Raw genomic sequence first — 20,594 nt, 5'->3', positions numbered from 1 at the left:
AAAGCGACCAGCGCATGACCCGAGCCGCGCCGGTGTGTGACTGCAATGCACTCATCTGCGGCGCCACCTCGCTGCTGATCCCGACTTGCCGGCTGTAGTTTCCCCCTAAGTTAGCAAGCGCGCCCATGGCGATTACGCCCCAGACTCCCGACGCGAAGAGCAAACGCTCTGTCGAGGAAACACCCGATGCATAAGAGTTTGCCGTTCAAACGGTTATCTGCCTGCGCGGCATTGGTGATATGCAGCACGCAGGCACCCGCAGCCATCATCAGCACCAGGCCGCCAAGCATCCTTGTGCCAGCCGGCTTGGTAGACCCGTTGTCCAGTCTCAACAGCGGTCTTCCGTCCGGCTACTTCCTGGTTCCGGTGAACTTCACCGTTGCCACCGGGTTGGACACATGGACGTTCGACCTGAGGTATGACTTCACTGTGGCCGCACCGGCCGACCTCGGCGGCCTCTTCCAAAATGCCTACCAAGCACTGTCAGGCGACGCGGTGTCTCAAATCCTCTCCAGCGGCGTTGCATCGCCAGGCCTGCTGCACGACGTCTCGGGTTTCTTCGAGCAACCGCAGGACGGCAGTGGATCGCTCGCTTACTTGCTGTTTGCCTGGTCGCCCGGGCAGGAAGGCACCGACCCCGGCGTGCGCGTGGTGGACGGACCGCCTTCCACGGCAGTGCCGGAGCCCGCATCGTTGTTCCTGGCACTGTTCGCCCTGGTTCCGCTTGTTATCACCCTGGTGCGCCGACAGCGTCATCACCTCGTCTCTGGAAGGACACCGGCATGATCCTCGCCCGCATCGCCTCCATCGCAGCAGGCATCCTGCTCTCCGGCACAGTCGTTGGCACGCAAGCGCAAACCGTGGCGCCCGGTCCCTACTACGCCTCGCCATCCTGGGACCAGCAGTTGCCAGCCGCCTCGCGCTTCATCGTGCTGTCGAACTGGAATGCCGAGGCCGTGTTGGACCGTGAGACCGGTCTGGTGTGGCAACGCCAGCCGCTGGCTGCGGTGGAAGACAATGTGAGCGCCCAGGTGCTGTGCCGCTTGGCCACCACCGGCGGACGCGGTGGTTGGCGCCTACCCAGCGGGACGGAGCTTGGCACCCTCTGGGATCCGAACCCCACGGCCGCTGCCACCGGTTTGCCGGCTGGTCATCCGTTCATCGGCATCACGTCGGAGCCTTTTCACAGCAGCACGCACCTCACACGCACGGGCGTCTCGGCGTTTGCCTATGGTCATGTGTTCGGCATCAACGGAGGTGTGCGGCTGCTGAACATGTCACAGCGCCAGCGCTACTGGTGCGTGCGAGCACCGGGTGGCAAGGTTGACATCGTGGATGCGTTCTGACATGCATGACGACGCGGGCGCCGACCGATCCACGTGCCTTGTCCAAGTTCGTCCGAGGCTCCATCCACCAGACGAGCAAAACACCGAACAGGTACTTTCAGGGGTTCACCGCATGAGTCGTCTCCGAACAACGCCGTCTCCATCTCGAAGAGGGGCCGCTGACCTGGCGAAGAAGCTCCTGGCAGCCCTGCCTGCCGCCCTCGTGGTGACCGACGGCGCTCATGCCGCCCAGTATTGGGGCAGCGCCAATACAGTGACCGAGTCGGCTGGTGCAGTGACCACGGGGCCCGCCTCCTATGTTGCCGGCGACATGGACGGCTCGTTCGCGCGCGCTGTGACCCGCTCCGAGCAAGGCGGCAGCGTCCTGGCGGAATCGAGCTCGCAGCGACTGCGCGCTGGCGCGACGGCCGTCGTCTCTTACTCCTTCCAGGTGGTGGGGCCCGCAAACGTCAACGTACCCGTGCGCGTTCAGGCGTCCGGTTATGCAAGCGGGACCGGACTGGACCACCAGGCGACCAGCACGTTCACGCTCGAACGCACGTACAACTCGCCGCTGGCCAACTTGATGGCAACCGCCACGAGCACCGGCAACACCCACGGCCGTCAGGCGTGGTCGGTCGACGAAGTGGTGCTTCTCAGCGCCAACCTCGACATCAATGTTTCGCTCTCGGCCACCGCCATCGCGTTGACGACGGATGGTCCCTCCTCCGCGACGGCGTTTGCCGACCCCATCTTCACCATCGACCCTGCTTTTGCGGCCTCGTACATCCTGGTCGGCATTCCGAGTGCTGTCCCCGAGCCCGGAGCCTGGGGGATGCTGCTGACCGGAGCGGCACTTGGTGGTTGGCATCTCCGAGCGAGGAGCAGGCGGCGCGATCAAGAAAACCAGTCCACGTTGGTGTTAAGCCCTCGGACATGACACGCTCGTTGCCACCCACGTGTTAGCGGCCTTGAAGAGGGCCGGACGACCAGTGCTACGGCAACAGACACACACGCAACGCGGCAGACGCCGGTGGGAAGCAAGTCAAGCTTTCGACCGCCCTGCCGTGAGATTCGACCGGACCCGGCCAGCAACCGTGGAGCCGGCCCCGTCAACGTGAACCAGTGAGTCGCTTGAGGCACCCCCCGCAGGGAGCAGTTGCGGGGCAAGTGCGTCAGAGCCGCGCCACTCCGCTACGTGTGTGATACGCGATGCTTGTGAGCCAGCTTTGCCAACAACAAAGCGAGTCCGGCCAAGCACATCCACACGCTGGAGGGTTCGGGCACCGGGGTCACCGACACCAGCAGGTTGTCGATGCGGACCTGCACGCGCGCACGGCTAAAACCTGTGCCTTGATTGTCCAGCACTGCGCCAACGCCGATGCCAAAGGTAGTGGGCAACGTGGCGTCAAACGTTGGGTGCTCGCCGTGCAGCAACTGGCCGGTGGACAGGTTCACCCGCACAAAGTCGGCCGCCACCAGGCCGCTCGCAGTCACCGTCTGCCACTGACCGAACACCGGGTTCACCGGCACTGCGTGCGCATACACTGCTTGTAGGCCGTCCACCACTTGTGACACCAGGAACGCACTCGTGGCACTCACCAAACCAATGTCGCTGGCGTCGACGTTCAGCGACTGGCTGTAGTCGAGTGTTCCAATGCGGCCGTCGTGTGCCGGTGAATACACCAGATCCTTGGTGATTGCAATGGCCGAGCTGGTAACCACGGCCTGCCCCGGTGCGCGCAGCACTGCGTTGTACAGCAATGCACCACCCGGCTGGCCAGCATTGGCCAAGCGCTGGAAGGATGACGACGAGCCCTCTGGTGGCCAGTCGCGGGTCTCAACGCTGCGCACCTCCCATTGGGTCTCCGACAGCGTGAACGCACCGGACAACGCCGGGACGATGCACAAGCCCACCAGGCACATAAGTGATGAACGTCGAGTGCGCATCGAGTACTCCTTAGCGGCCCACGCAGTCTAAAGCATCTGCGTACGGTTCCGGCCGCCGTTCTAGGTGTTTCACGGCGCCCGTGTGTTGTGCATCAGTGAAACAGGAAGGAATAGTAGGTCATCGCATAAAGCACTTTTGGATGCACCACGTCCTACGAAATGCATGCGGCCGTTTCACTCACCTCATCGGCCCATCAACCGGAGTTGCTCAGCCTTGAGTTCCTTGAAGCCGGCAGCCACATACTCCTCGACGCCCCGCGGGTAAGGAATCAACGAAAATTGATCTGAAAAGTCGTCCATCTGCCACTTCTTCAGGACGGCTTTCCACGCAGCGATATGAGCCATGAGTTGAAGCAAACAACCAGGAACCTGGGGCTCCCTTATGAGGTGCGCGCTGTTGAGAATAATGGTCTCTTGAAGGAGGTTCATTGGCATGAGGACTTCCTTGACCCGCGACCGCCACTCACGTAGAGCCTGGGGTTCCGCCAGCATCGCGTTTGCAGGGGACGGTCCAGCGCTCTGCTTCTTCACATAGGCAGCGTATGCAATCGCACTGGACCGCGTCGATAGATATAGCGGCCCATAGAAGTCGTTCAACTGTTTCGTGACCAGTTCGAGCCGCTCCTTTCTCCGAGCATGTAGCAGGCTGCTGGAATACGACGCAACGTATCCCACCAAGGCAAGCGTGATCGTGACAAGAATGGACCAGTGAGCGACCGTCATAGCTGAGCCTTGTGGAACGAAGGAGACCAGGCAGTCCAGTACCGAGAGTTGTCATCGGTAGTTTCGCAGGTCAAGCCACATAGCGCCGCCTCCATCGACTTGGAAAGCCGCGGTTTGACTATGAGCGTCTGGCGACGCCACCTTGACACGGTCCGGAGGCGGGGCTATCTAGCCGCTTTGGCGGATCCGACGAAGGCGATGCACTCCACGAGGTTGAGCGCGGCAAGCACCATGTACTTCTCAGCCTCGGTACGCACAGCCCAGAGGTCGTGGTCACGGAGATAGCCGTAGACGAACGCAAGCAGGAAGCGCTCGGCATGCTCGTCACAGAACTGCTGGACGATCTGGGCGGCCAACTCAAGCGGCAGCCCCTCGTTGAAGCGCGCACGGGCTGTCAGGCGTTGCAGGCATCCCTCTTGGATGTCCTCTGTAACGACGGGCCACTGGTGACCGCTGCGCTTCATCGCGTGGAAGGTGACCAGCAGGACGTATATCGCCACATCCAACTGCTCCATGGTCACGCCCATGCGTGGTAACACCAGGATCGAGGCGAGCAAGGTGGGCTGCTCCTTAAAGATCTCGTCGGTCAGCGCCACCTTCTGCGCCAGGCTCATCCGCTTGACACCGAGGTGGGCCTGCGCAATTACAGAGGTCGTGATCCTTCCCATCGTCAGGCCGGCCGCCAACGGTGCGGCAGCAGTTCTTCCAGGCGCTGGCTCGGGTGCGTGTGGATCCGCGTCAGCACATCGCGCAGGTAGGCCCACGGATCCAGGCCGTTGAGCTTGCCCGACTGCACCCGCCTCATCACCACCGCCGCACGCTGGCCCGGCAACGCGCTGCCGGCGAACAGCCAGTTCTTCGCCCCGAGCTTCCAGGGCTTGATCTGCGGCTCGATGAGGTTGTTGTCGATGACCACGGCCCCGTCGTCCAGGTGCAGCGTGAGCGCATTCCAGGCGTCGAGGCTGTAGTCGATCGCCTCGGCGATCTTGCTGCCGTCCAGCACCTGCGTGCGCTGCAGCTTCAGCCACACCTCGAATTCCTCCCACAACGGCCGGCTCACCGCCTGGCGTGCCTGCAGGCGTTCCTCGTGGCTCATCTCACTGAAGGCCGCTTCGGCGCGGTAGATTCGAGCTCAGCGCTGCATGGCCTCGGTCGCGACGGCGCTGGCGCTATGCCGCCCCGGCTGAGCTCCTCGAAGCGACGACGGCCATGCGCGGCACATGCCGCCGACTTGCGCTGCGGGTAGCGCTTGGCGTTCAGCACGGCGTTGTAGCCCCCGTACTGGTCCGTGATGAGCGTGCCCTGCCAGACGGGCCCCCGTCCCAGTGGTCCGTTACTGCCGAGGAAGGCCAGCGGGTACTGCGATCCTCGACCCAGGCAGAACTCGAAGATCACGCCCGGGTGTGGGTCGTGATGGCTGCGCGCCCAGGCCCACACATACGCCTTCTTCGTCTTGCCGGCGCCCGGGTCCAGCAGCGGCACCGGCGTCTCTTTGGCATGCTGCACCCGGCAGTCCAGGATGAAGGCTCGGTGCAGCTCATACAGCGGCTCCAGGCTCCCACCGCCTGCACCACCCCAACTGGCCAGTGTGGGGCGCGGCGTGTGCACCCCCGAGCGCGCGTTGATCGGCTCTTGTCGGCAGTAAGGCAGCTGGTCGACGAAGCGGCTGATCAGCGTGTGCGCCACCAGGCCGGCCGCCGGGATGCCGCCGTCAACGACGTCGGGCTCGGCCGGCTCCTGGTGCAACTGCTGGCAGCACCGGCAGGTCCACTTGCCGTAGATGTGACGGTGCACGAAGAACTTGGCTGGAATGATGTCCAACTTCTCGCTGACGTCCTCGCCGATGCGCAGCATGGGCTGGCGGCAGTCGGCGTTGGGGCAGTGGGGGTCCTCGGGCTCGTGGCGGTGCTCGACACGCTCTAGGTGTGCGGGCGGCGCCTGGCGCCGCGGCTTACGCGGCGGTGCCTTGGGCGTCTTGGGGGGCCTCAGGCAGGCAGCGCTGCAGTTCGGCCAACTTCGCGCGCAGGCTGGCCTCGTCCTCGGCCAGGGCTTCGGCGAACAGCAGGCGCTGCGCGGCGGTCATGGCCTCGGTCTTGGCGTCGAACTGCCAGCGGCGCATCTGAGCAAGCTTGAAGTTGAGCTTGTCGATCTTGGCTTGCGCCAAGGTGAGCTCACCGCCACGGCGGCCCAGTTCCTGCGCGTCGGCCTTCGCCTGCTGTTGCAACCGCTCGATCAGCGCAGCTACCTCGGCCGGCAGGCTCGTCAGATCAATGGCGCAGGCAACTGCATTGGGCATGCGCAGCATGGTGCCGCATCGCGCATCGGCCGCCCATTGGCGATTGCGCTGTCAACCGCCGAGCAGCTCAACACAGACGCTCAGGCGCGGCGGATCGTGGCCAGCTCACCCAGGCGCTGCCAGGGCAGTCCGAGGGTTCAGGACCTCGAATTGCTGGGCGCTGAGCTGCAAGGCCGGGGCCGCCGAGCCCGGCTCGCCGGCATGCCAGACGAAGCGCCCGGCATGCAGCCGGCGCGTGGCGCACCACACGCCGAAGCCGTCATGCACGAGCAGCTTGATGCGGCTGGCCCGTGCGTTGGCGAACAGGTAGCCGTGGTGGGCGCGGGCCTCGCCGAGTGTGTTGACGACGGCCGTCAGCAACCGGTCGGCGCCGGCGCGCATGTCCTGGGGCTGGCTGCACAGCCATAGAGCGTCGATCCTGATCATGTGCAAATCATTCTTTGAGGGCCACGGCCGCCAGCTCGCGCAGCGAAGCGGTGCACGCTGCGGCCTGGGCTGACGGCCAGCGCGCGCAAAGCTGCGTCACCCCACGGCTGAGCTCGATAGGGATGTCCGGGAGACTGGCCGCTGCGGCTTCGGCGGGCGCCGCATCAGCCGCAACCGCAACCGCAGGCGCCACCTCAAGGGGGATGAATTGCAGCGGCGCAGCCGCCGGCACGACGGCGGCCGGCGGCTTGCGGGTCACCGTCCGGGACGCGGCCAACCCGTGCGCTTGATGCCGTGACCTACCAGCCACTTGCGCAGCAGGTTGACGTTGAGTCCGTGCGCCAGCGCGATGGCCGCCACGGAAGCGCCGGGCTGCTGGCACGCGGACAAAACCTGCGCCTTGAACGCGGCGTTGTGTACGCGTCGCTGGGATCTGGATTGCATAGGTGCCCACCTGTTCGTATTGGTGGGCACCATCGTCACGGGTGCATCAGCGCTGTTCAATATGGAACGGCTGGACGCTCACGCCGTGGTGTTCGTGACCGACCTGCCGCGTACCTGCAACCAAAAGGCCGATGCGGCGTGTGGTCCGTTCCGCCTGACTTGGCGAGGATGCAGGCGATTTGAGTACTCTCGTTAATCCTGAGGCCGTGCAAGCTTTCCGAGACGCCCGAAATCAGGCTTGAAGTGCGCGTCGATCCGCGTGAGGCGCAGGGCTGGCACAAATTGGCATGGAGGCCTAAAGCCGTGACGTTGCTCTTGAAGTGCGTCGTGCAGCGAGAAGCGAGAAGCTAGATAGCAATATATGTAGGGCGTGCTTAGAAGTTCCTACCAACCTGCTTCTACTCCACTTCGCACACGTCTTAATAGGTGCCCGCCGAGCTCCGTGGTGCGTCAAGACTAAGGCGTCGTAGCTGCGCAGCGAGCTCGGCGACCATGAGCGGCTTGGCCATGAACGTATCCATCCCGGCAGCCAAGCACGCCGCCTCATTGTTTGAAGTGGCGTCAGCACTTGCGCCCAGGATGGGAAACGGTGCCATACCTCCCGCGCGCTGCATGGCTCGAATCTTCAATGTGGCCTCGATGCCGTCCAGCACGGGCATGTTGACGTCCATCAGGACGGCCGAAGGCGGATTGGCCAGGCAGAGGTCGATCGCGCACTGACCGTTGTCAGCCTGAAGCGCGGCGTAGCCCATAGCCGTCGCCATCGCGCCCATAACGGCTTGATTGAAGGGATTGTCATCGACAATCATGAGCAGAGGTTGTGCAGTCTCGGGCCACCACCCAGGTAGCGGCCCCACCGCGTCCGTTCCGGACTTATATGAAGCGGTGAGTAAGGCGAGGTCGCGAGGACTGAAGGGGAGCGCCTGCACTTGCAAACCCTCCTGACTGTACTCTAGCGCCACGTGGCCAATCGGAACGCCAAGAACCCGGGGCACTGTGGCGCTGAGGGGAAGGCTGAGCCAGCGCAGGACTTCAAGGTTTGTTGACGCATGCAGAACTTGCGCCAGCAGGAGCGCAGGTCGCTCGTCACGCAGCCTGCTCTTTGCTTCTTCAACCGCGGTGCCGGCATCGAAGGCAACGACCTTCCAGCCCAGCCGCTCAAGCCGGTGCATGAACACGCTCGGCATCGGATTGTCGGGCAGGAAGACCCATGCAAGCGCTCCGTGCGCCGAAGGAACGTACGGTGCTGGTTCCTCAGCTGCCGCAAAGGGCAACGTGGCGGCTAGGACAAATCCCTCTTTCGCTTCGAAGTCGAGGCTTAATGCGGCACCAGCCACCGGGCATTTTCCGCTAGCCGAGAACCGCTCGCTTTCGACCAAACCGACTGCGGTAAACGCCAGTGCGCGCAGTGCAGTGACTAGGCGTTCCCCCCGCACAAGTACTCCAGCACCGGTCAACCGGACGGCCGGAAAACCCTTGTCATCTAACGCGGCGCTGATGGCAAGCACCCCGGCATCAATGAAGTCGAGCGCGCCGAGCAGAAGCCGATGAAGCGAGCGCTCTGCAATTACTGGTTCACCGTGGACGGCATGTACCGCGTCATCAACATCAAACGTGAAAGCGAGGCCTCGCGCCGCCACGCGCTGCACTACTCGACGCGCGCTGCGGCTGAAACATTCGGCAAAGTCCAACATCCCGGTGGCCTTTCGGGAACACGCGCCAGCGGTCTCCAGACCGGTTGGCCTTGGTCGCCGTGCCCCTAGACACAAGGGGAACCTCAAGCTTTTGACATTGACACATCAAGCGGCTTCTGACAAGAGGCCTGCGCCTCGCTCACATGTAAGCAGGCACAGCGTCGCTTCATCTAAGCGTTAGCAGCGCGACCCATCCTAATCTTGCGCGTTTTGGTGCGCCGGCCATGCTGGCAGCGCAAATTCGAACGTACTGCCGACTCCCGCCGTACTGACGGCTCGCAGCTCACCGCCCATCAATCGCGCGAGCTTGCGAGAACGTGCCAGCCCGATGCCCGCGCCTTCAACACCGGAGCGGTCTGCGTGCAGCCGCTCGAAGGGGGTGAACAGCCGGTGCATCAGCTCGGACGCGATGCCCCATCCGGTGTCGTGCACCGCGAGAATGACAAACCCATAGCCGTCCTGCCAAGCTTGCAGCGTCACCTCGCAACCGCGCCGGTTATACTTGACTGCGTTAGCCAGCAGGTTGAGGAGGACCTGACGTACGCGCAGCAAGTCTGCGTAGACGACCAGCTCGTCCTCCCCGACGCAGACCAGCTGTCGAATGCTGACGCTGCGTGCGTGTGCTCGCTCTTGCACCATGCACACGCTGCTTTGCACTGCTTGGCTCAGTCGCACCGGTCCCAGCGCCAGGGTCAGACGGTGTTCCTCAATCTGGCTTGAGTCCAACAGCTGCTCAATCATTCCAAGCTGGTGCTGTCCAGCGTCCCGGATGAGTGCTGCATACCTGACAACCCTATCGGGCTGTTCTGCAGCGCCTGGGTGCGCAAGCAGTTGGGCGAATCCGATGACAGCATTCAGCGGCGTGCGCAGCTCGTGGCTAAGATGCGACAGGAACTCGGACTTCGCTTGGTTGGCCTTCTCCGCTGCAGCACGTGCTAGCCGCTCACGCCGCAGCTCGTGCGCTTCGCTGACGTCTCGCAAAATGACGGTGAGCAGCGCGGCGCTGCCCGTGCCAACCCGCGAGATGGCAGCCTTCAATGGAAACTCTTCGCCGTCCCATCGACGCCCCACCAACTCGCGCTCGACGCCTACGAGCTGTGAGCCGCCCGAGGCCGATGCAAAGCGCGCCATTTTCTCGGCATGCCCCGGACGGTACCTCTGCGGCAAGAGGTCGTCCACACTGCGCCCCAACACCTGTGCGGCCGACACCCGGAACAGAAGTTCGGCCGCTTTGTTGAACAGGGTGATGCGGAATCTCGAGTCCACGGTGATGACTGCGGCCGGGACCGAATCCAACACCGCCTGCAGCTGCTGCTCCCTGGCCTCGGCCTGCGCGCCCAGCTCCCGCATCCGCTGCGCCTTCCATTGCAGGCGTTGCTCAAAGCGCTCGCGGTCGGTTGTTTCAACGCAGCTGACGACGACGCCGCGAACTTGGCCATCGTCGCAGCGCAGCGGGCTGTACGAGAAGTTGAAGACACATTCTTCCGCGTAGCCGTATCGGTCGACGGTCAGCAGCAATCCGTCGAATCCTCCTGCCTCCCCGGTCATGACCCGGGCCCACATCGGGCCCACGGTGGCCCAAATTTGCTCCCAGGTCATCCGGGCGCTTGCTCCCATCGCCGCCGGGTGTTTCAGCCCAAGGATGTTGGCGTAGCCGTCGTTGTAAATTTGTATCCAGTCCGAACCCCATGCGACGCACATCGGCAGGCGGCTCTCGAGGATGATGGAGACCGCAGTTCGCAAGGCCGTCGGCCACGTCTCAGGGGGACCGAGAGAAGTCTGCTCCCACGCGGTGCGGTCGAACACCGCGCGGGCACTGTTGTCTATGCTCAACTCGGTCATGTCAGCGGAGTTGTGGACCGGTCAATCACACGGGCAAGCCACAGGCCGCTCGGCGGTCCAACCACCGCAGGTAAGGGGAAACGCCAACGGCCGGTGGAGACAGCGCAACGCCTGCAGAACAAGACTGACCCCATCCGCACGTCCCGGGCGGCTTCAAGTGCCTAAGGCTGCTCTTGCTCAGTGGCGAGCGCGATGGCAACCTGTGCCAATGAGCACGTCGACGGGTGAATTATCAATGCAGAGGTCTTCTATGCTTGGTTTGACCCGCACCGCGCGCAGCTCCACCTGTCTTGCGTTGTCGATGTGGGGCCTACTGGCGTGCACTGCCCCTCCCTCTCCTCGGATATTGGTCGAAGCGCCGTCGCCCGCTGGGCCGCGCCAGAACGCCCGTCTCTGTTCGGCCCCTCGCTACCCCGCCGACGCGCTCAGGGCAGACGTGGAGGGGACGACGAGGCTCCTGCTAGATGTCTCGGAAACCGGCAAGGTGCTGAAAGCGACCGTGGTCCGGTCTGCTGGCCCTTCGGACCTTCACAAAACGCTGGACCAAGCTGCCATCGACTCGTTCACCGATTGTCCTTTCCGGCCCGCGAGGGACGCCGATGGACGACCGGTGGGCGGGCCTGCGATGGTGGAATTTCTATGGAAGATTCAAGACGCCCCGCCCGAGCGCTAGCCGCGAGCGCGGGCTGCGCCCCAAAGCGAGCGGCGTATCACGGTCGTTCTGGGCGGGAGGTCGCAGTAATGCATAGCAGCTGTTCGATATCGACCGGTCTCAGGAAAACATGGTCGAAATCACCGCTTGAACGGGCCGCAAGCGCCTTCTCGTGCTGGCCTGTCATCGCCACGAGGACGACTCGGCGACCGTACAGGCGCCGAAGGTGTTGACCTACCTCAAGTCCACCCATACCCGGCATCGACATGTCCAGCACGGCTACGTCAGGACGGCACAGCTGAGCCGACTGCAGCACCTGCGCGCCGTCAGACGCTACCGCGGTCGTGGTCTCATCTTGCGCCAGCGCCTCGAGCAGTTCGGCCAGGGACGTTGCGGTGTCAGAGTAGTCGTCGGCGATGAGAATGTGCATATTCTTCAAACACAAGTCGCCCCCCACCGGGCATGTTGCATGCCAAAGGGAGTATGCCGATGCTGCGCCGAGCGCATTGAGCTTGCGCACCAACACCTTGCCAAAGAGCTGAGCCGCCCACTGCGAGTCAGTATCAGCGGGTTTGCGCGCTATGCCTATGGGTAGCGATGGCCGGGGCCATGGTTCGGATGCAGAATCTCTGAGCGAACAGGTAGGGGGCTGAACATGTGTGCCCATCCCCTGTGTTGTCAAACGAGGGGCGGGACAGCAGCCTGCCACGGGCGGTGGGCTGGCCCAGATGCCGGCGCATCGTCTACTGCAGCACTTCACCCTGCTACGCGGCTAGCACACCTTACTGGCTCAATACACAGCATCTGACTTGCGACGCTCGGCGCTGCGTGATACGCCTGCGGACGGCAAAACGAATACTGCTTGCTGTTATCTACTGCACCGCGCCCGATTTTCTAGTGCTGCAGCGGTCGCCTTCATAAGCTGGGATAGCTGCTCGGCGCTAAGTGGCTTGCGAAACGCGTAGTCAAAATCTCCACTCTCCAGCGCGGCAAGCACATGCTCCTGTTGCCCGGACATGGCTGCGATGACCACCTGGCGACCATAGAGTTGGCGTACGCGGTGCGCAGCCATCAGTCCGTCCATCTTAGGCATACCGATGTCCAACAGAGCGACGTCAGGACGGCGAGCTTCAGCGGCCTCGACAGCTTGCGTGCCGTCGAACGCCACGGTCGTGGTCACCTGCTCATTCATCAGGGTGCCGAGCAAGTCAGCGAGTGACAAAGCGGCGTCCTGGTGGTCATCGGCGATTAGGATTCGCATGGATATTGTAAGGAATCAGATGACCGACGACGCCGGCCAGTCAAAAGTCGCAGGAGGTGAGTGTCGACGCCGAGCAGCCCCATTCACAATCCCCCGGGCTGGGTAGGCGCTCGCCGACAGAAACTGTACTCACGCTCCGACTCGGAAGCGCGGAGTTCAGACGACCGGACCGGCGTGCTTCCGACCTACGCTGCGTCCACCACAACACAGGAGAACGACCGTGAGCGCAGACAGCAAGGACAGCAAGGCAACCGGCACCAGCGCAGTGGTGGGCGGCGTAGCGGGTGGCGTGACCGGCGGCATTGCCGCGGGTGCCGCGATTGGCGGCATGACCGGCCCGGTGGGAGCCGTAGTCGGCGCCGCAGTCGGCGCGGTGGCCGGAGCGCTTGCTGGCAAGGCAGCGAAGGCAGACCCCGCAGTGGAGAACGAATACTGGCGGGACAACTATTCGTCCCGGCCATACGTCACCCCGGGTTCGACCTATGACGACTACGGCCCTGCCTACTCGCACGGCGTCAACGCGTACGAGCGCTACCCCGAGCGCAGCTTCGATGACGTTGAACACGAGCTGAGCAAGGACTGGGGCACCACGCGGGGCAGCTCCAAGCTTGAATGGGAACATGCCAAGCACGCATCCCGCGACGCTTGGGAGCGGTTGAGTGACCGCGTTGAAAGTGCCGTGCCGGGCGACTCAGACCGCGACGGCCGCTGAACGAAACGGCAGAGGCTGAGGGCCACGCAGCTTGCGTGGCCTTTTTTGTTTGGGATAGCAGACTCGATGCCAGACAGGACTGTGGTCGGTGCAGGATGCGGCCATACTAGCGACCTTGCTGAGCAGGCGGCCGCCCTTCGCCACCGCGGCCTGTCGGTAGACTGGTGCGCGGACAGCACACCTTAGAGGTGCCGGACCGTCGGCCACACCCACCGATTGACTGATGCATGACGATGCCTGCAGTTGTACCTGGCTTTGAAGCTTCAGCTGTGAGTTTTGACCAGCCCTTCGAAATGCTCGGTGCTTGTCATGAGCGGACACGTCGGTCGTGTCAGCTCCTGGTGCGGCTGACCACATACTTGTCAGACCATGAAATTGACGAGCTAGCCCGGCAGGCTGCGACAGACGTGCTCCGCTACTTCACACTGGCTGCACCGCAGCATCATAAGGATGAAGAACTGCACGTCGTTCCGCTCTTGCGCGCGTCAGGGGACGCGAAGTTGACGGAAGTCGCCGAGCGGATCTTGAGCGATCACCGCAAGATGGAAAACGGCTGGCGCGGGCTTGCACCTCTGTTAGAAGCGGTCGTGCCTGGAGCAACCCGACAGCTTGCAACACTTGCAGCCGCTGTAGAAGGTTTTGTACTACTGCACAATGAGCATCTGACGCTCGAAGAAGCGTGGGCGTTTCCCGCAGCCCGCGCATTCCAGTCGCACCTCGGCCCCAACGACTTAGCCAACATGGGCGAAGAAATGGCTGCGCGTCGCGTCGTGCATCGCTCAGAGCGCTCGCCCACCGGGAATCTGACACTCTGAGCCGCCCCGACCTCCAAGGAGGCTCGACCCTTGAAAGGCTTGAGCCCACGACAGTGAATGCAGGCCGCTGATCCAAGCGAACAGCCGGCGCGGAACGCTGGATCAGGCGCGAACTCGTGGTGAAGTTCTCCGAAATGGACGCTTGATCGCCATGTCCGCCATCTCCCTTCCGTGGCGTACGCTCGTACAGGCCGAGAAAGGATTGCATGCTCGAGCGTGCACAGCCTGCGGCAGCAGCACGGGCTTGGTACGTCTTGAAAGCGGATACGCGCAAGGAAAGGGGATCGCGCCCCAGTACGGCGTGATGGTCGCAGATGACATCGGCATCGAGGTCGCTCGCCCTGCGCCGCACCGCGCGATGAACTTACCCGTTGCGGCCTAGATGGCACTGGCGCGGTGTGGTGCCGACCGTTTCGACCGCCCTCAACAAGCCATGCTGTGCGGTGAGGAGTCGTCGATCTTGGGGGAAACTCACTGCCCTGGACGCGTTGCCCCTCCCCCTTTAGGAGGCACGAGCCCGCCCGTGTTCGCACGATCCCACGTCGACGTCGTCCCGACGACCGCGGGCCACCAGTTGGCATTCTCCACGGCCTGGTCGTCGGCATGCGTCGTCATTGGCGAGGACCGGAGCTAGAAGAGTCGGCCGATGACATGGCGCGTCACTCCGCTTGGCTCAGCAGCCAGTTCCTGAAGCGCACCAGCTTGCCCAATTGCTTGCGGGCCTCGGGATAGCACAGCCAGTAGCCCATGCTGCAGCTGTAGCCGCCGCCGTCCAGCGGCTCCTCCACCGTGCCGGCGGCGATCTTGTCGCCCACCAGGCAGCGCGGCACTAAAGCCACGCCCAGGCCCACCGCCACCGCCACCGCCACCGCGCGGATCATGGTCTGGAACTCGTCGAAGCGCGGGCCGGCCAGCGGCTCCAGGCCCGGCACCTGATGCGCCTCGGACCACTGCCGCCAGCCGGTGGGCACCGCCACATGGCGCAGCCGGGTGCAGCCGGCCACATCGGCCGGCGTGCGGACATCGATGCCGCCGAACCCCCGGCGCGGCGCGATGAACGCCACGTCGCGGCCCGCCAAGTAGTGCGCCCGCGCGCCAGGCCAATGTCCCTCGCCGAACAGGATAGAGCAGTCCAACGTCGGGTCGGAGAAGTCGTAGTCGTGCCGGTGCGGCACGAAGTTCAGCGTGACTTGCGGATGCTGTAACCGCAACTAGGGCAGCCGCGGTATTGCCACTTGGCCATGAATGTGGGCAACACCGAGATCTGAAGCGCACCGCCGCCGTCACTGTCGGTGAGAAGTTCTAGCGTGGCGGCCTCCAGCCTCGCCAGCAGTCCGGCCACCGCGCGCTCGTAGCGCTCGCCGGCGGGAGTAGGCGTCAGGCGCTGGCGGCTGCGCTGGAACAGCGGCACGCCCACCCAGCGCTCCAGTTCCTGCACTTGCTTGGTGACGGCGCTCTGCGTCAGATGCAGGATTTCGGCCGCACGCGAGATGCCGCCATAGCGCACCACGGTGCTGGAGGCGCGCAGCAAGTGCAAGGGCGGATGAAGGCGGCGCAGGAACATGGCGGAGGCTGAGATGTGTATTCCGGGATGGATGGATTTCAGGCCAGAGCATCAGCTGTCAAAACCGGGACGTCCCTCTAACATGGCCCGAACACAAGGAGTAAACCGGATGCGACGACGCCCCGTACTCACTGCACTGCTGTCCACCACTGTCATTCCTGGAATGAGCTTCGCACAGACCAGCCGCTGCGCATCGTGGTGCCGTTTCCGCCAGGCGGCGCCACCGACATCAGAGTCGCTGCATCGGCTGCTCGGCCAGACGGTGGTGGTAGAGAACAAGGCCGGCGCAGGCGGCTCGGTGGGCATGGCTGAGGTAGCCCGCGCGCCAGCCGACGGCGGCACTGTCGGCGTGGCCACCGTGTCCACCCATGGCGTCGAACCCGGCCGTGTATGCCAAGCAGCCCTACGACCCGGCCAAGGGCTTTGTGGGCGTGACTGAGATCGTCAAGGCGCCGAGGGTTCTGGTAGTCAACCCGGCCAAGCTGCCGGTGGCCGACTTCGCCGCACCGGTGCGTTTCCTCAAGGCCAATCACCGGCAAGGTCTCGTACGCCACGCCGGGCAACGGGACCATCGGCCACATGTGGGGCGAGCTGTTCAAGAGCAGCACCGCCACCAGCCTGGTTCACATCCCCTACCGCGGCGCCGGTCAACACGCATGTCGAAAAGCTGCATGCGTTTGCGCCCGCGCCGGGCGTAGGCTTGGTGGAGGCGCAGTTTCCGCGCATCTACCTCGATGCCAACCGCGACCTGACCGCGCTGGACACCGGCCTGCTGGACGGCCTATGGCCCGGCCCGCTGACCGACGACCCGGCGGTGCTGCAGAAGGTGCGGCTGGGCGGGGCCTGGTCTGGAAGGTGACGGACGAAGGCGAGGCCATCTACCACCGCCTGCTGACGGTGGCCGAGGTGCAGCAGCGCATTGAGCGCTGCTGGAAGCCGTACCACGCGGCCGTCGCGGCGGAAGTGGACGCCGCCCATGCCCGCCACGGCTGGTGCATCCACATCAACTGCCACTCGATGCCGGCGGTGGCGGCCACCCATGCCACGCTGTATCCCGGCGTGGCGCATGCCGACTTCGTGGTAGGCCACCGCAACGGGCGCACCGCCAGCCCGGCGCTGTCGCACCCTGTGTACGGCTTCCTCGGCGCGCGGGGCTTCAGCGTGGACTAGAAGCGTCCCTGCAAGGGCGTGGAGCTGGGGAGGCGCAATGGGCGGCCGGTCAGCAGCGGCACAGCATCCAGCTGGAGATCAAGCGCAAGCTCTATATGGACGAGAGCACGCTGGCTCTGCGGCCCGAAGGCGCCGCCCGACTGCAGGCCGACCTGCAGGCTGGTGCGGCAGCTGCTGGCCACCACCGCTGACGGTCCGGGCCGTTCGCTTGCAGCCAGCGGGCCCGCCAAGTCGCCGCCGGTTGGCACGTGATCGGTCACGCTCTGAGGTCCAACTTTGACAAGTTCCGCCGCAAGTAGGGTTGTCTCGCGCGATGCCGCGCTTCCCAGGAGTTTGTTGTCGTAGGTCATTGCGTTACGCCGGTACCGCCGGACCATGCGCCCAATAATGACCAGGGGATCGCCAACCGAGCGGTTCCTCGTTATAAGCGCGCGTTGCAGCAGCCTCCAAAAGCGTTTTGATGTTTGACTTCGCCGAGTGCCTCACCCGAAGCGCACGTCTCGTCGTGCCGCGGATCGCGGAGCGGGGGCTTGCTTTCACATTCGACGTCGACGTCCCGTCGCTGCTTGTTCAGGGCGACGTTGACGTAGCGGGAGCGCTCGTTGCACCGGCTCTTGCAAGGGGCATTGGGGCTCATCGATGCGGGACTGCTGGCGATCCTGGGTTCGGTCAGCGACAAGGGCCTGCCGACCGTCCGGATCACCGGCGCCGGCGCGCTGCTCAGCGGGCAACGGCTGGTATCGGCGCTGGAGAATCTGGGCCTGTCGCCCTCCGGGCTGTCCAAGGGTACGTTGGTGGTTGCTAAAGGAAACTGTCCGGTCGCAGGTGCACCCCTGGTCTTGGTTCACGACCCTGCGGAGGGCTTCGTGCTGGATGCCACCCTGCCTTTCACCTGGACCGGCGAAGCGTTGCCTCGGCTGCCATCGGCCAACGGTGCGGTGGCATGGGTCCGCCTGCCAGAAAACCCCAGATCCGGCGTCTTCAAGCGCAGGCTGCAGCGGCTCGGCTGGGAAGTGGTGCTGTTCGAGCCTGAAACCTCGCTCGCGGCGGCTTTCGATCGGCTGAACCACGAGCAGCCGAGTCTGCTGCTCGCTCACGCACGGCGACCGTCGCTGGATGCAGACGTGGTGGATTGGCTGCGACTTCCGGTCGCTGCTGACGTGCCCCGGGTGCTGGCGGTTCCTTTGGGGCACCCGGCATTGGAACAGCTGGACTCTGGCTACCGCTTACAGGCGCTGCCCTTCAGCCCGCACGACTTGGCCGTCCTGACCGCTGCGCAGGAGCCCAACTTCGACTTGACCTCGCTGCCCGTGCCGCTGGCTGACGAGGCAGGAGGCCGTCGCCTGTTGATCGTCGACGACAACCCCGTTAATCAAGCCGTCATGGGCGCCATGGCCGAGGCCATGGGCTATGCCGTGTCTCAGGCCGATGATGGCCAACAAGCCATCGAGGCTTGCTTGCAAGCGCCCCCCTCTGCCGTGCTGATGGACGTGAACATGCCCGTCATGAACGGCATCGAAGCGACACGTCACATCCGCGCGCTTCAACGCTCGGGCCAGTTGGCCCCCTTCCCCATCCTCGGTGCCAGCGCCGACGCGACGCCGGACAATGCGCACGCGTGCCTGACCGCCGGCATGGACACGTTCATCGCCAAACCATTGATGATCGCGGAGGTGGCCGCGCAGTTGCGCCGCCTGAGCCCGGACGCGCCGAAAAGCGCCATGTGGTGACACGCCGACTTCATCGCGGTCCGATTTCACCCGGATATAGAAAAGTAGCGTCGACGGTTTCGACGACGTGCAGCAGTCGTTGCACATCGATGGGCTTGGCGATCGCGTGGTCGAAATCGCCGCTGTGGCGCGCCGCCGTGATGTGAGCCCTACGACCCGACACGGCGATCAACTCGATCCGGCGGCCGTACAGCTGCCGCAAACGGTGGGCGGCCATCAAACCGTCCATTCCAGGCATTTCGATGTCCAGCATGGCGACATCGGGTCGCGTCCGGGCAGCCAGCTCAAGCGCGACGACGCCGTTTGAGGCAATCGCCGTCGTCAGCGTCCCTACATGGGCGACGTCAAGCAGCTCGGCCAGGGAGACAGCGGTATCGAGATGGTCGTCGGCAATGAGGATGTGCATCAGCGCTGAGCCAGGGTGGACATTCCACGTGCGTGTCCAGCTGGGCGCTCACCCCAACTCGGCTTTTTGGGAACCGGACTCATAGCGACCTGATGGCCGTGGCTCCTGCCCGCTCGATGGCTGCAGCCGCCGCACGAGCGCGAACTTCGTTGAGCGGATGCACGATCACCGCATGGCCTCCACGGACCAGCGCTGACTGCACCTTGCGGATCACCATGCCGCGGTCCGGTCTCAGCGTAAACAGTCCAGCGAGCATCCCGCCAAAGAAAGCGCCCATCATGGCGATGAACAGCACCGCAAACGCCGGCGAGGCGGCAGCCGCTGGCCAACCCGTCAGCACCAGCGCGCCAGCAACTGCAGTACCGGTCAGCGCGCCGGCGGGCATGAACCACGCATGGGTATGCAACAGCGTACGCCAGATACCCCGGTCCTCCGGCTCAAGCTTGCGCCCGACCTTAGCGTCGCCCGGGTGGACTACCACCGTGTGCAGCCCTGGTTGCAGCCGAAGTTGTTCGGCCAGGTGGTCAGCAGCAGAAGCGTCATCGAACACGCCCACCACGAGCGTTGCGGCGCGCTCCGCGACCAGAGACGTAGTAGTGCTCATCACGGTCTCGCTAGAAAGTGAAGAAGCATGCAGTTGACGCCTCTCGGTCGGGAGCGAACATCGTCCGGCAGCCCGTGCGCTTGTGAGATGCGGCTGACCCGCTACCGCTGCAGCAATGCGACAAGCCGGTCAGGTTCCAAGATCTCCACCTCGCGCTTATCCAGCCGTACAAGGCCGGCCGCCTGCATCTTAGACAGCGTCCGGCTGACCGTCTCGATGGTCATGCCCAGGTAATTGCCGGTCTCCTCGCGCGTCATACGCAGGACCATGGTTCGGCCAGAGTAACCGCGGGCCTGGAGGCGGCGCGCCAGGTTCAGCAAGAAGGCCGCAATGCGCTCTTCAGCACGCATGCCACCGAGCAGCATCATCACGCCTTGTTCCCGCACGATTTCCCGGCTCATGACCCGGTGCACCTGGCGCTGCAAGCCGGGCGCGTCTCGCGAGACGGCCTCAAGCTGGTCGTACGGGATCACGCAGACCTCGGAGTCCTCCAGCGCGGTGACGTCCAGCTGGTGATTTCCCGTGCTGATGCCATCTAGCCCCAGCAGCTCACCGGCCATCGAGAACCCGCTGATCTGCTCGCGTGTCTCGATCAGGTGGGTGGATGCCTTGAAGAAGCCACTGCGGACCGCATAGAGCGCGGCGAAGCGGTCCCCACTGCGAAACAAGCACTGTCCTTGTGGCACCTTGCGCCGCTGCGACACGACACGGTCCAGCTGCGCCAGCTCTTCCTCAGGAAGGCCTACCGGCAGGCAAATCTCGCGCAGATTGCAGCTGCCACACTGCGGTTCAAAGTGCGAGGACGTCCCCGGGCTCGGTGACCCCTCGTCACCGCCTTCTTGCTGGTTGACGTTGGTCATGCGACCAGCATAACGCGATACCGCTTCGCATCTGTAAGCCTTTGCTGACGTTCGTCGTATCAATTTGCTTACGTTCAACAGCGCCCCCCTGCGCCAGCACATCCTGCACAGTAGCCAGCG

The 20,594-nt window shown here is 64.1% G+C and carries 26 protein-coding genes and 2 pseudogenes; 10 read left to right on the top strand and 18 right to left on the bottom strand.

The features are described 5' to 3' along the window. The first annotated feature begins 186 nt into the window (after positions 1-186). From LRS14_RS02190 to LRS14_RS02180, 3 genes are all read left to right on the top strand, one after another. On the top strand, positions 187-786 hold the full coding sequence (locus LRS14_RS02190; RefSeq protein WP_257798425.1) for a PEP-CTERM sorting domain-containing protein: 600 nt from the start codon (positions 187-189) through the stop codon (positions 784-786). Further along, positions 783-1,346, top strand: coding sequence for a DUF1566 domain-containing protein (locus tag LRS14_RS02185; protein ID WP_257798424.1), 564 nt, complete (start codon positions 783-785; stop codon positions 1,344-1,346). The genes LRS14_RS02190 and LRS14_RS02185 overlap by 4 nt, the downstream gene beginning before the upstream one ends. Before the next feature lie 310 nt (positions 1,347-1,656). Beyond that, entirely contained in the window at positions 1,657-2,265 is a 609-nt protein-coding gene (locus tag LRS14_RS02180; protein WP_257798423.1) for a PEP-CTERM sorting domain-containing protein, read from the top strand. A 254-nt stretch (positions 2,266-2,519) separates the two neighbouring features. Here the strand turns inward: LRS14_RS02180 and LRS14_RS02175 are convergent, their stop codons facing one another. The 11 genes from LRS14_RS02175 to LRS14_RS02125 all read right to left on the bottom strand — a co-directional run bounded on the left by LRS14_RS02175 (position 2,520) and on the right by LRS14_RS02125 (position 10,700). Continuing rightward, a complete protein-coding gene (locus tag LRS14_RS02175; protein ID WP_257798422.1) occupies positions 2,520-3,275 on the bottom strand; it encodes a PEP-CTERM sorting domain-containing protein in 756 nt (251 codons plus the stop codon). Between the two features lie 183 nt (positions 3,276-3,458). Beyond that, positions 3,459-3,998: a hypothetical protein gene (locus LRS14_RS02170; RefSeq protein WP_257798421.1), complete on the bottom strand. Its 540-nt coding sequence runs from the start codon at positions 3,996-3,998 to the stop codon at positions 3,459-3,461. 164 nt (positions 3,999-4,162) lie between these two features. Further along, the gene (locus LRS14_RS02165; RefSeq protein WP_257798420.1) at positions 4,163-4,684 is read right to left on the bottom strand and encodes a hypothetical protein; all 522 of its coding nucleotides are present in this window, start codon (positions 4,682-4,684) and stop codon (positions 4,163-4,165) included. Beyond that, a complete protein-coding gene (locus LRS14_RS02160; RefSeq protein WP_257798419.1) occupies positions 4,669-5,094 on the bottom strand; it encodes a transposase in 426 nt (141 codons plus the stop codon). Before LRS14_RS02160 ends, LRS14_RS02165 begins: the two co-directional genes overlap by 16 nt. Beyond that, positions 5,091-5,987 carry an IS66 family transposase gene (gene tnpC / locus LRS14_RS02155; RefSeq protein WP_257800391.1) on the bottom strand — a complete coding sequence of 299 codons (897 nt, stop codon included), beginning with the start codon at positions 5,985-5,987 and terminating at the stop codon, positions 5,091-5,093. Before tnpC ends, LRS14_RS02160 begins: the two co-directional genes overlap by 4 nt. Beyond that, the gene (locus tag LRS14_RS02150; RefSeq protein WP_257798418.1) at positions 5,950-6,303 is read right to left on the bottom strand and encodes a hypothetical protein; all 354 of its coding nucleotides are present in this window, start codon (positions 6,301-6,303) and stop codon (positions 5,950-5,952) included. The genes tnpC and LRS14_RS02150 overlap by 38 nt, the downstream gene beginning before the upstream one ends. Before the next feature lie 96 nt (positions 6,304-6,399). After that, on the bottom strand, positions 6,400-6,720 hold the full coding sequence (gene tnpB, locus LRS14_RS02145) for an IS66 family insertion sequence element accessory protein TnpB (protein WP_257798417.1): 321 nt from the start codon (positions 6,718-6,720) through the stop codon (positions 6,400-6,402). A gap of 7 nt (positions 6,721-6,727) precedes the next feature. Continuing rightward, entirely contained in the window at positions 6,728-6,979 is a 252-nt protein-coding gene (locus LRS14_RS02140) for a hypothetical protein (protein ID WP_257798416.1), read from the bottom strand. Continuing rightward, the gene (locus LRS14_RS02135) at positions 6,976-7,164 is read right to left on the bottom strand and encodes a transposase (RefSeq protein WP_257798415.1); all 189 of its coding nucleotides are present in this window, start codon (positions 7,162-7,164) and stop codon (positions 6,976-6,978) included. Before LRS14_RS02135 ends, LRS14_RS02140 begins: the two co-directional genes overlap by 4 nt. Positions 7,165-7,583: 419 nt before the next feature. Beyond that, complete coding sequence (locus LRS14_RS02130; protein WP_257798414.1) at positions 7,584-8,858, bottom strand: response regulator; 1,275 nt, start codon at positions 8,856-8,858, stop codon at positions 7,584-7,586. A gap of 195 nt (positions 8,859-9,053) precedes the next feature. Continuing rightward, positions 9,054-10,700, bottom strand: a complete 1,647-nt coding sequence (locus tag LRS14_RS02125) for a PAS domain-containing sensor histidine kinase (RefSeq protein ID WP_257798413.1) — start codon at positions 10,698-10,700, stop codon at positions 9,054-9,056. On the opposite strand from LRS14_RS02125, the gene LRS14_RS30560 reads away from it, so the two are divergent. After that, the gene (locus LRS14_RS30560) at positions 10,582-11,373 is read left to right on the top strand and encodes an energy transducer TonB (RefSeq protein WP_404977518.1); all 792 of its coding nucleotides are present in this window, start codon (positions 10,582-10,584) and stop codon (positions 11,371-11,373) included. The genes LRS14_RS02125 and LRS14_RS30560 overlap by 119 nt on opposite strands. Positions 11,374-11,410: 37 nt before the next feature. Here the strand turns inward: LRS14_RS30560 and LRS14_RS02120 are convergent, their stop codons facing one another. After that, positions 11,411-11,782: a response regulator gene (locus LRS14_RS02120; RefSeq protein ID WP_257798412.1), complete on the bottom strand. Its 372-nt coding sequence runs from the start codon at positions 11,780-11,782 to the stop codon at positions 11,411-11,413. A 438-nt stretch (positions 11,783-12,220) separates the two neighbouring features. Next, positions 12,221-12,613 (bottom strand): response regulator, encoded by a 393-nt coding sequence (locus tag LRS14_RS02115; protein WP_257798411.1) that lies wholly within the window; start codon positions 12,611-12,613, stop codon positions 12,221-12,223. A 220-nt stretch (positions 12,614-12,833) separates the two neighbouring features. Here LRS14_RS02115 and LRS14_RS02110 point away from each other — a divergent pair, with 220 nt between their 5' ends. From LRS14_RS02110 to LRS14_RS02100, 3 genes are all read left to right on the top strand, one after another. Continuing rightward, positions 12,834-13,325: a hypothetical protein gene (locus LRS14_RS02110; RefSeq protein WP_257798410.1), complete on the top strand. Its 492-nt coding sequence runs from the start codon at positions 12,834-12,836 to the stop codon at positions 13,323-13,325. Positions 13,326-13,552: 227 nt separating this feature from the next. Next, positions 13,553-14,140, top strand: coding sequence for a hemerythrin domain-containing protein (locus LRS14_RS02105; RefSeq protein WP_257798409.1), 588 nt, complete (start codon positions 13,553-13,555; stop codon positions 14,138-14,140). Positions 14,141-14,291: 151 nt separating this feature from the next. Next, positions 14,292-14,522 carry a hypothetical protein gene (locus tag LRS14_RS02100; RefSeq protein ID WP_257798408.1) on the top strand — a complete coding sequence of 77 codons (231 nt, stop codon included), beginning with the start codon at positions 14,292-14,294 and terminating at the stop codon, positions 14,520-14,522. A gap of 277 nt (positions 14,523-14,799) precedes the next feature. Here the strand turns inward: LRS14_RS02100 and LRS14_RS02095 are convergent. Continuing rightward, positions 14,800-15,704, bottom strand: a pseudogene (locus LRS14_RS02095) (LysR family transcriptional regulator). Positions 15,705-15,813: 109 nt separating this feature from the next. Between LRS14_RS02095 and LRS14_RS02090 the strand changes: the two are divergent. Continuing rightward, positions 15,814-16,352, top strand: a pseudogene (locus LRS14_RS02090) (tripartite tricarboxylate transporter substrate-binding protein); the annotation flags it as partial. Beyond that, entirely contained in the window at positions 16,332-16,874 is a 543-nt protein-coding gene (locus LRS14_RS02085; RefSeq protein ID WP_257800390.1) for an N-formylglutamate amidohydrolase, read from the top strand. The pseudogene LRS14_RS02090 and the gene LRS14_RS02085, both read left to right, overlap by 21 nt. Here the strand turns inward: LRS14_RS02085 and LRS14_RS02080 are convergent. Next, entirely contained in the window at positions 16,871-17,224 is a 354-nt protein-coding gene (locus LRS14_RS02080; RefSeq protein ID WP_257798407.1) for a hypothetical protein, read from the bottom strand. The genes LRS14_RS02085 and LRS14_RS02080 overlap by 4 nt on opposite strands. A gap of 252 nt (positions 17,225-17,476) precedes the next feature. Between LRS14_RS02080 and LRS14_RS02075 the strand changes: the two genes are divergently transcribed. Next, positions 17,477-18,604: a response regulator gene (locus tag LRS14_RS02075; RefSeq protein WP_257798406.1), complete on the top strand. Its 1,128-nt coding sequence runs from the start codon at positions 17,477-17,479 to the stop codon at positions 18,602-18,604. A gap of 10 nt (positions 18,605-18,614) precedes the next feature. Here LRS14_RS02075 and LRS14_RS02070 read toward each other — a convergent pair whose 3' ends face one another. From LRS14_RS02070 to LRS14_RS02060, 3 genes are all read right to left on the bottom strand, one after another. After that, positions 18,615-19,010, bottom strand: a complete 396-nt coding sequence (locus LRS14_RS02070) for a response regulator (RefSeq protein WP_257798405.1) — start codon at positions 19,008-19,010, stop codon at positions 18,615-18,617. A gap of 79 nt (positions 19,011-19,089) precedes the next feature. Next, entirely contained in the window at positions 19,090-19,614 is a 525-nt protein-coding gene (locus tag LRS14_RS02065; RefSeq protein ID WP_257798404.1) for a hypothetical protein, read from the bottom strand. A 101-nt stretch (positions 19,615-19,715) separates the two neighbouring features. Next, a complete protein-coding gene (locus LRS14_RS02060; protein WP_257798403.1) occupies positions 19,716-20,474 on the bottom strand; it encodes a helix-turn-helix domain-containing protein in 759 nt (252 codons plus the stop codon). Positions 20,475-20,594: the final 120 nt, after the last annotated feature.

The organism is Aquincola sp. J276 (assembly GCF_024700035.1).
Classification (GTDB): Bacteria; Pseudomonadota; Gammaproteobacteria; order Burkholderiales; family Burkholderiaceae_C; genus Aquincola; species Aquincola tertiaricarbonis.
Note: the sequence above shows the minus strand (reverse complement) of the source record. Positions and strands in the feature narration are given on the sequence as shown.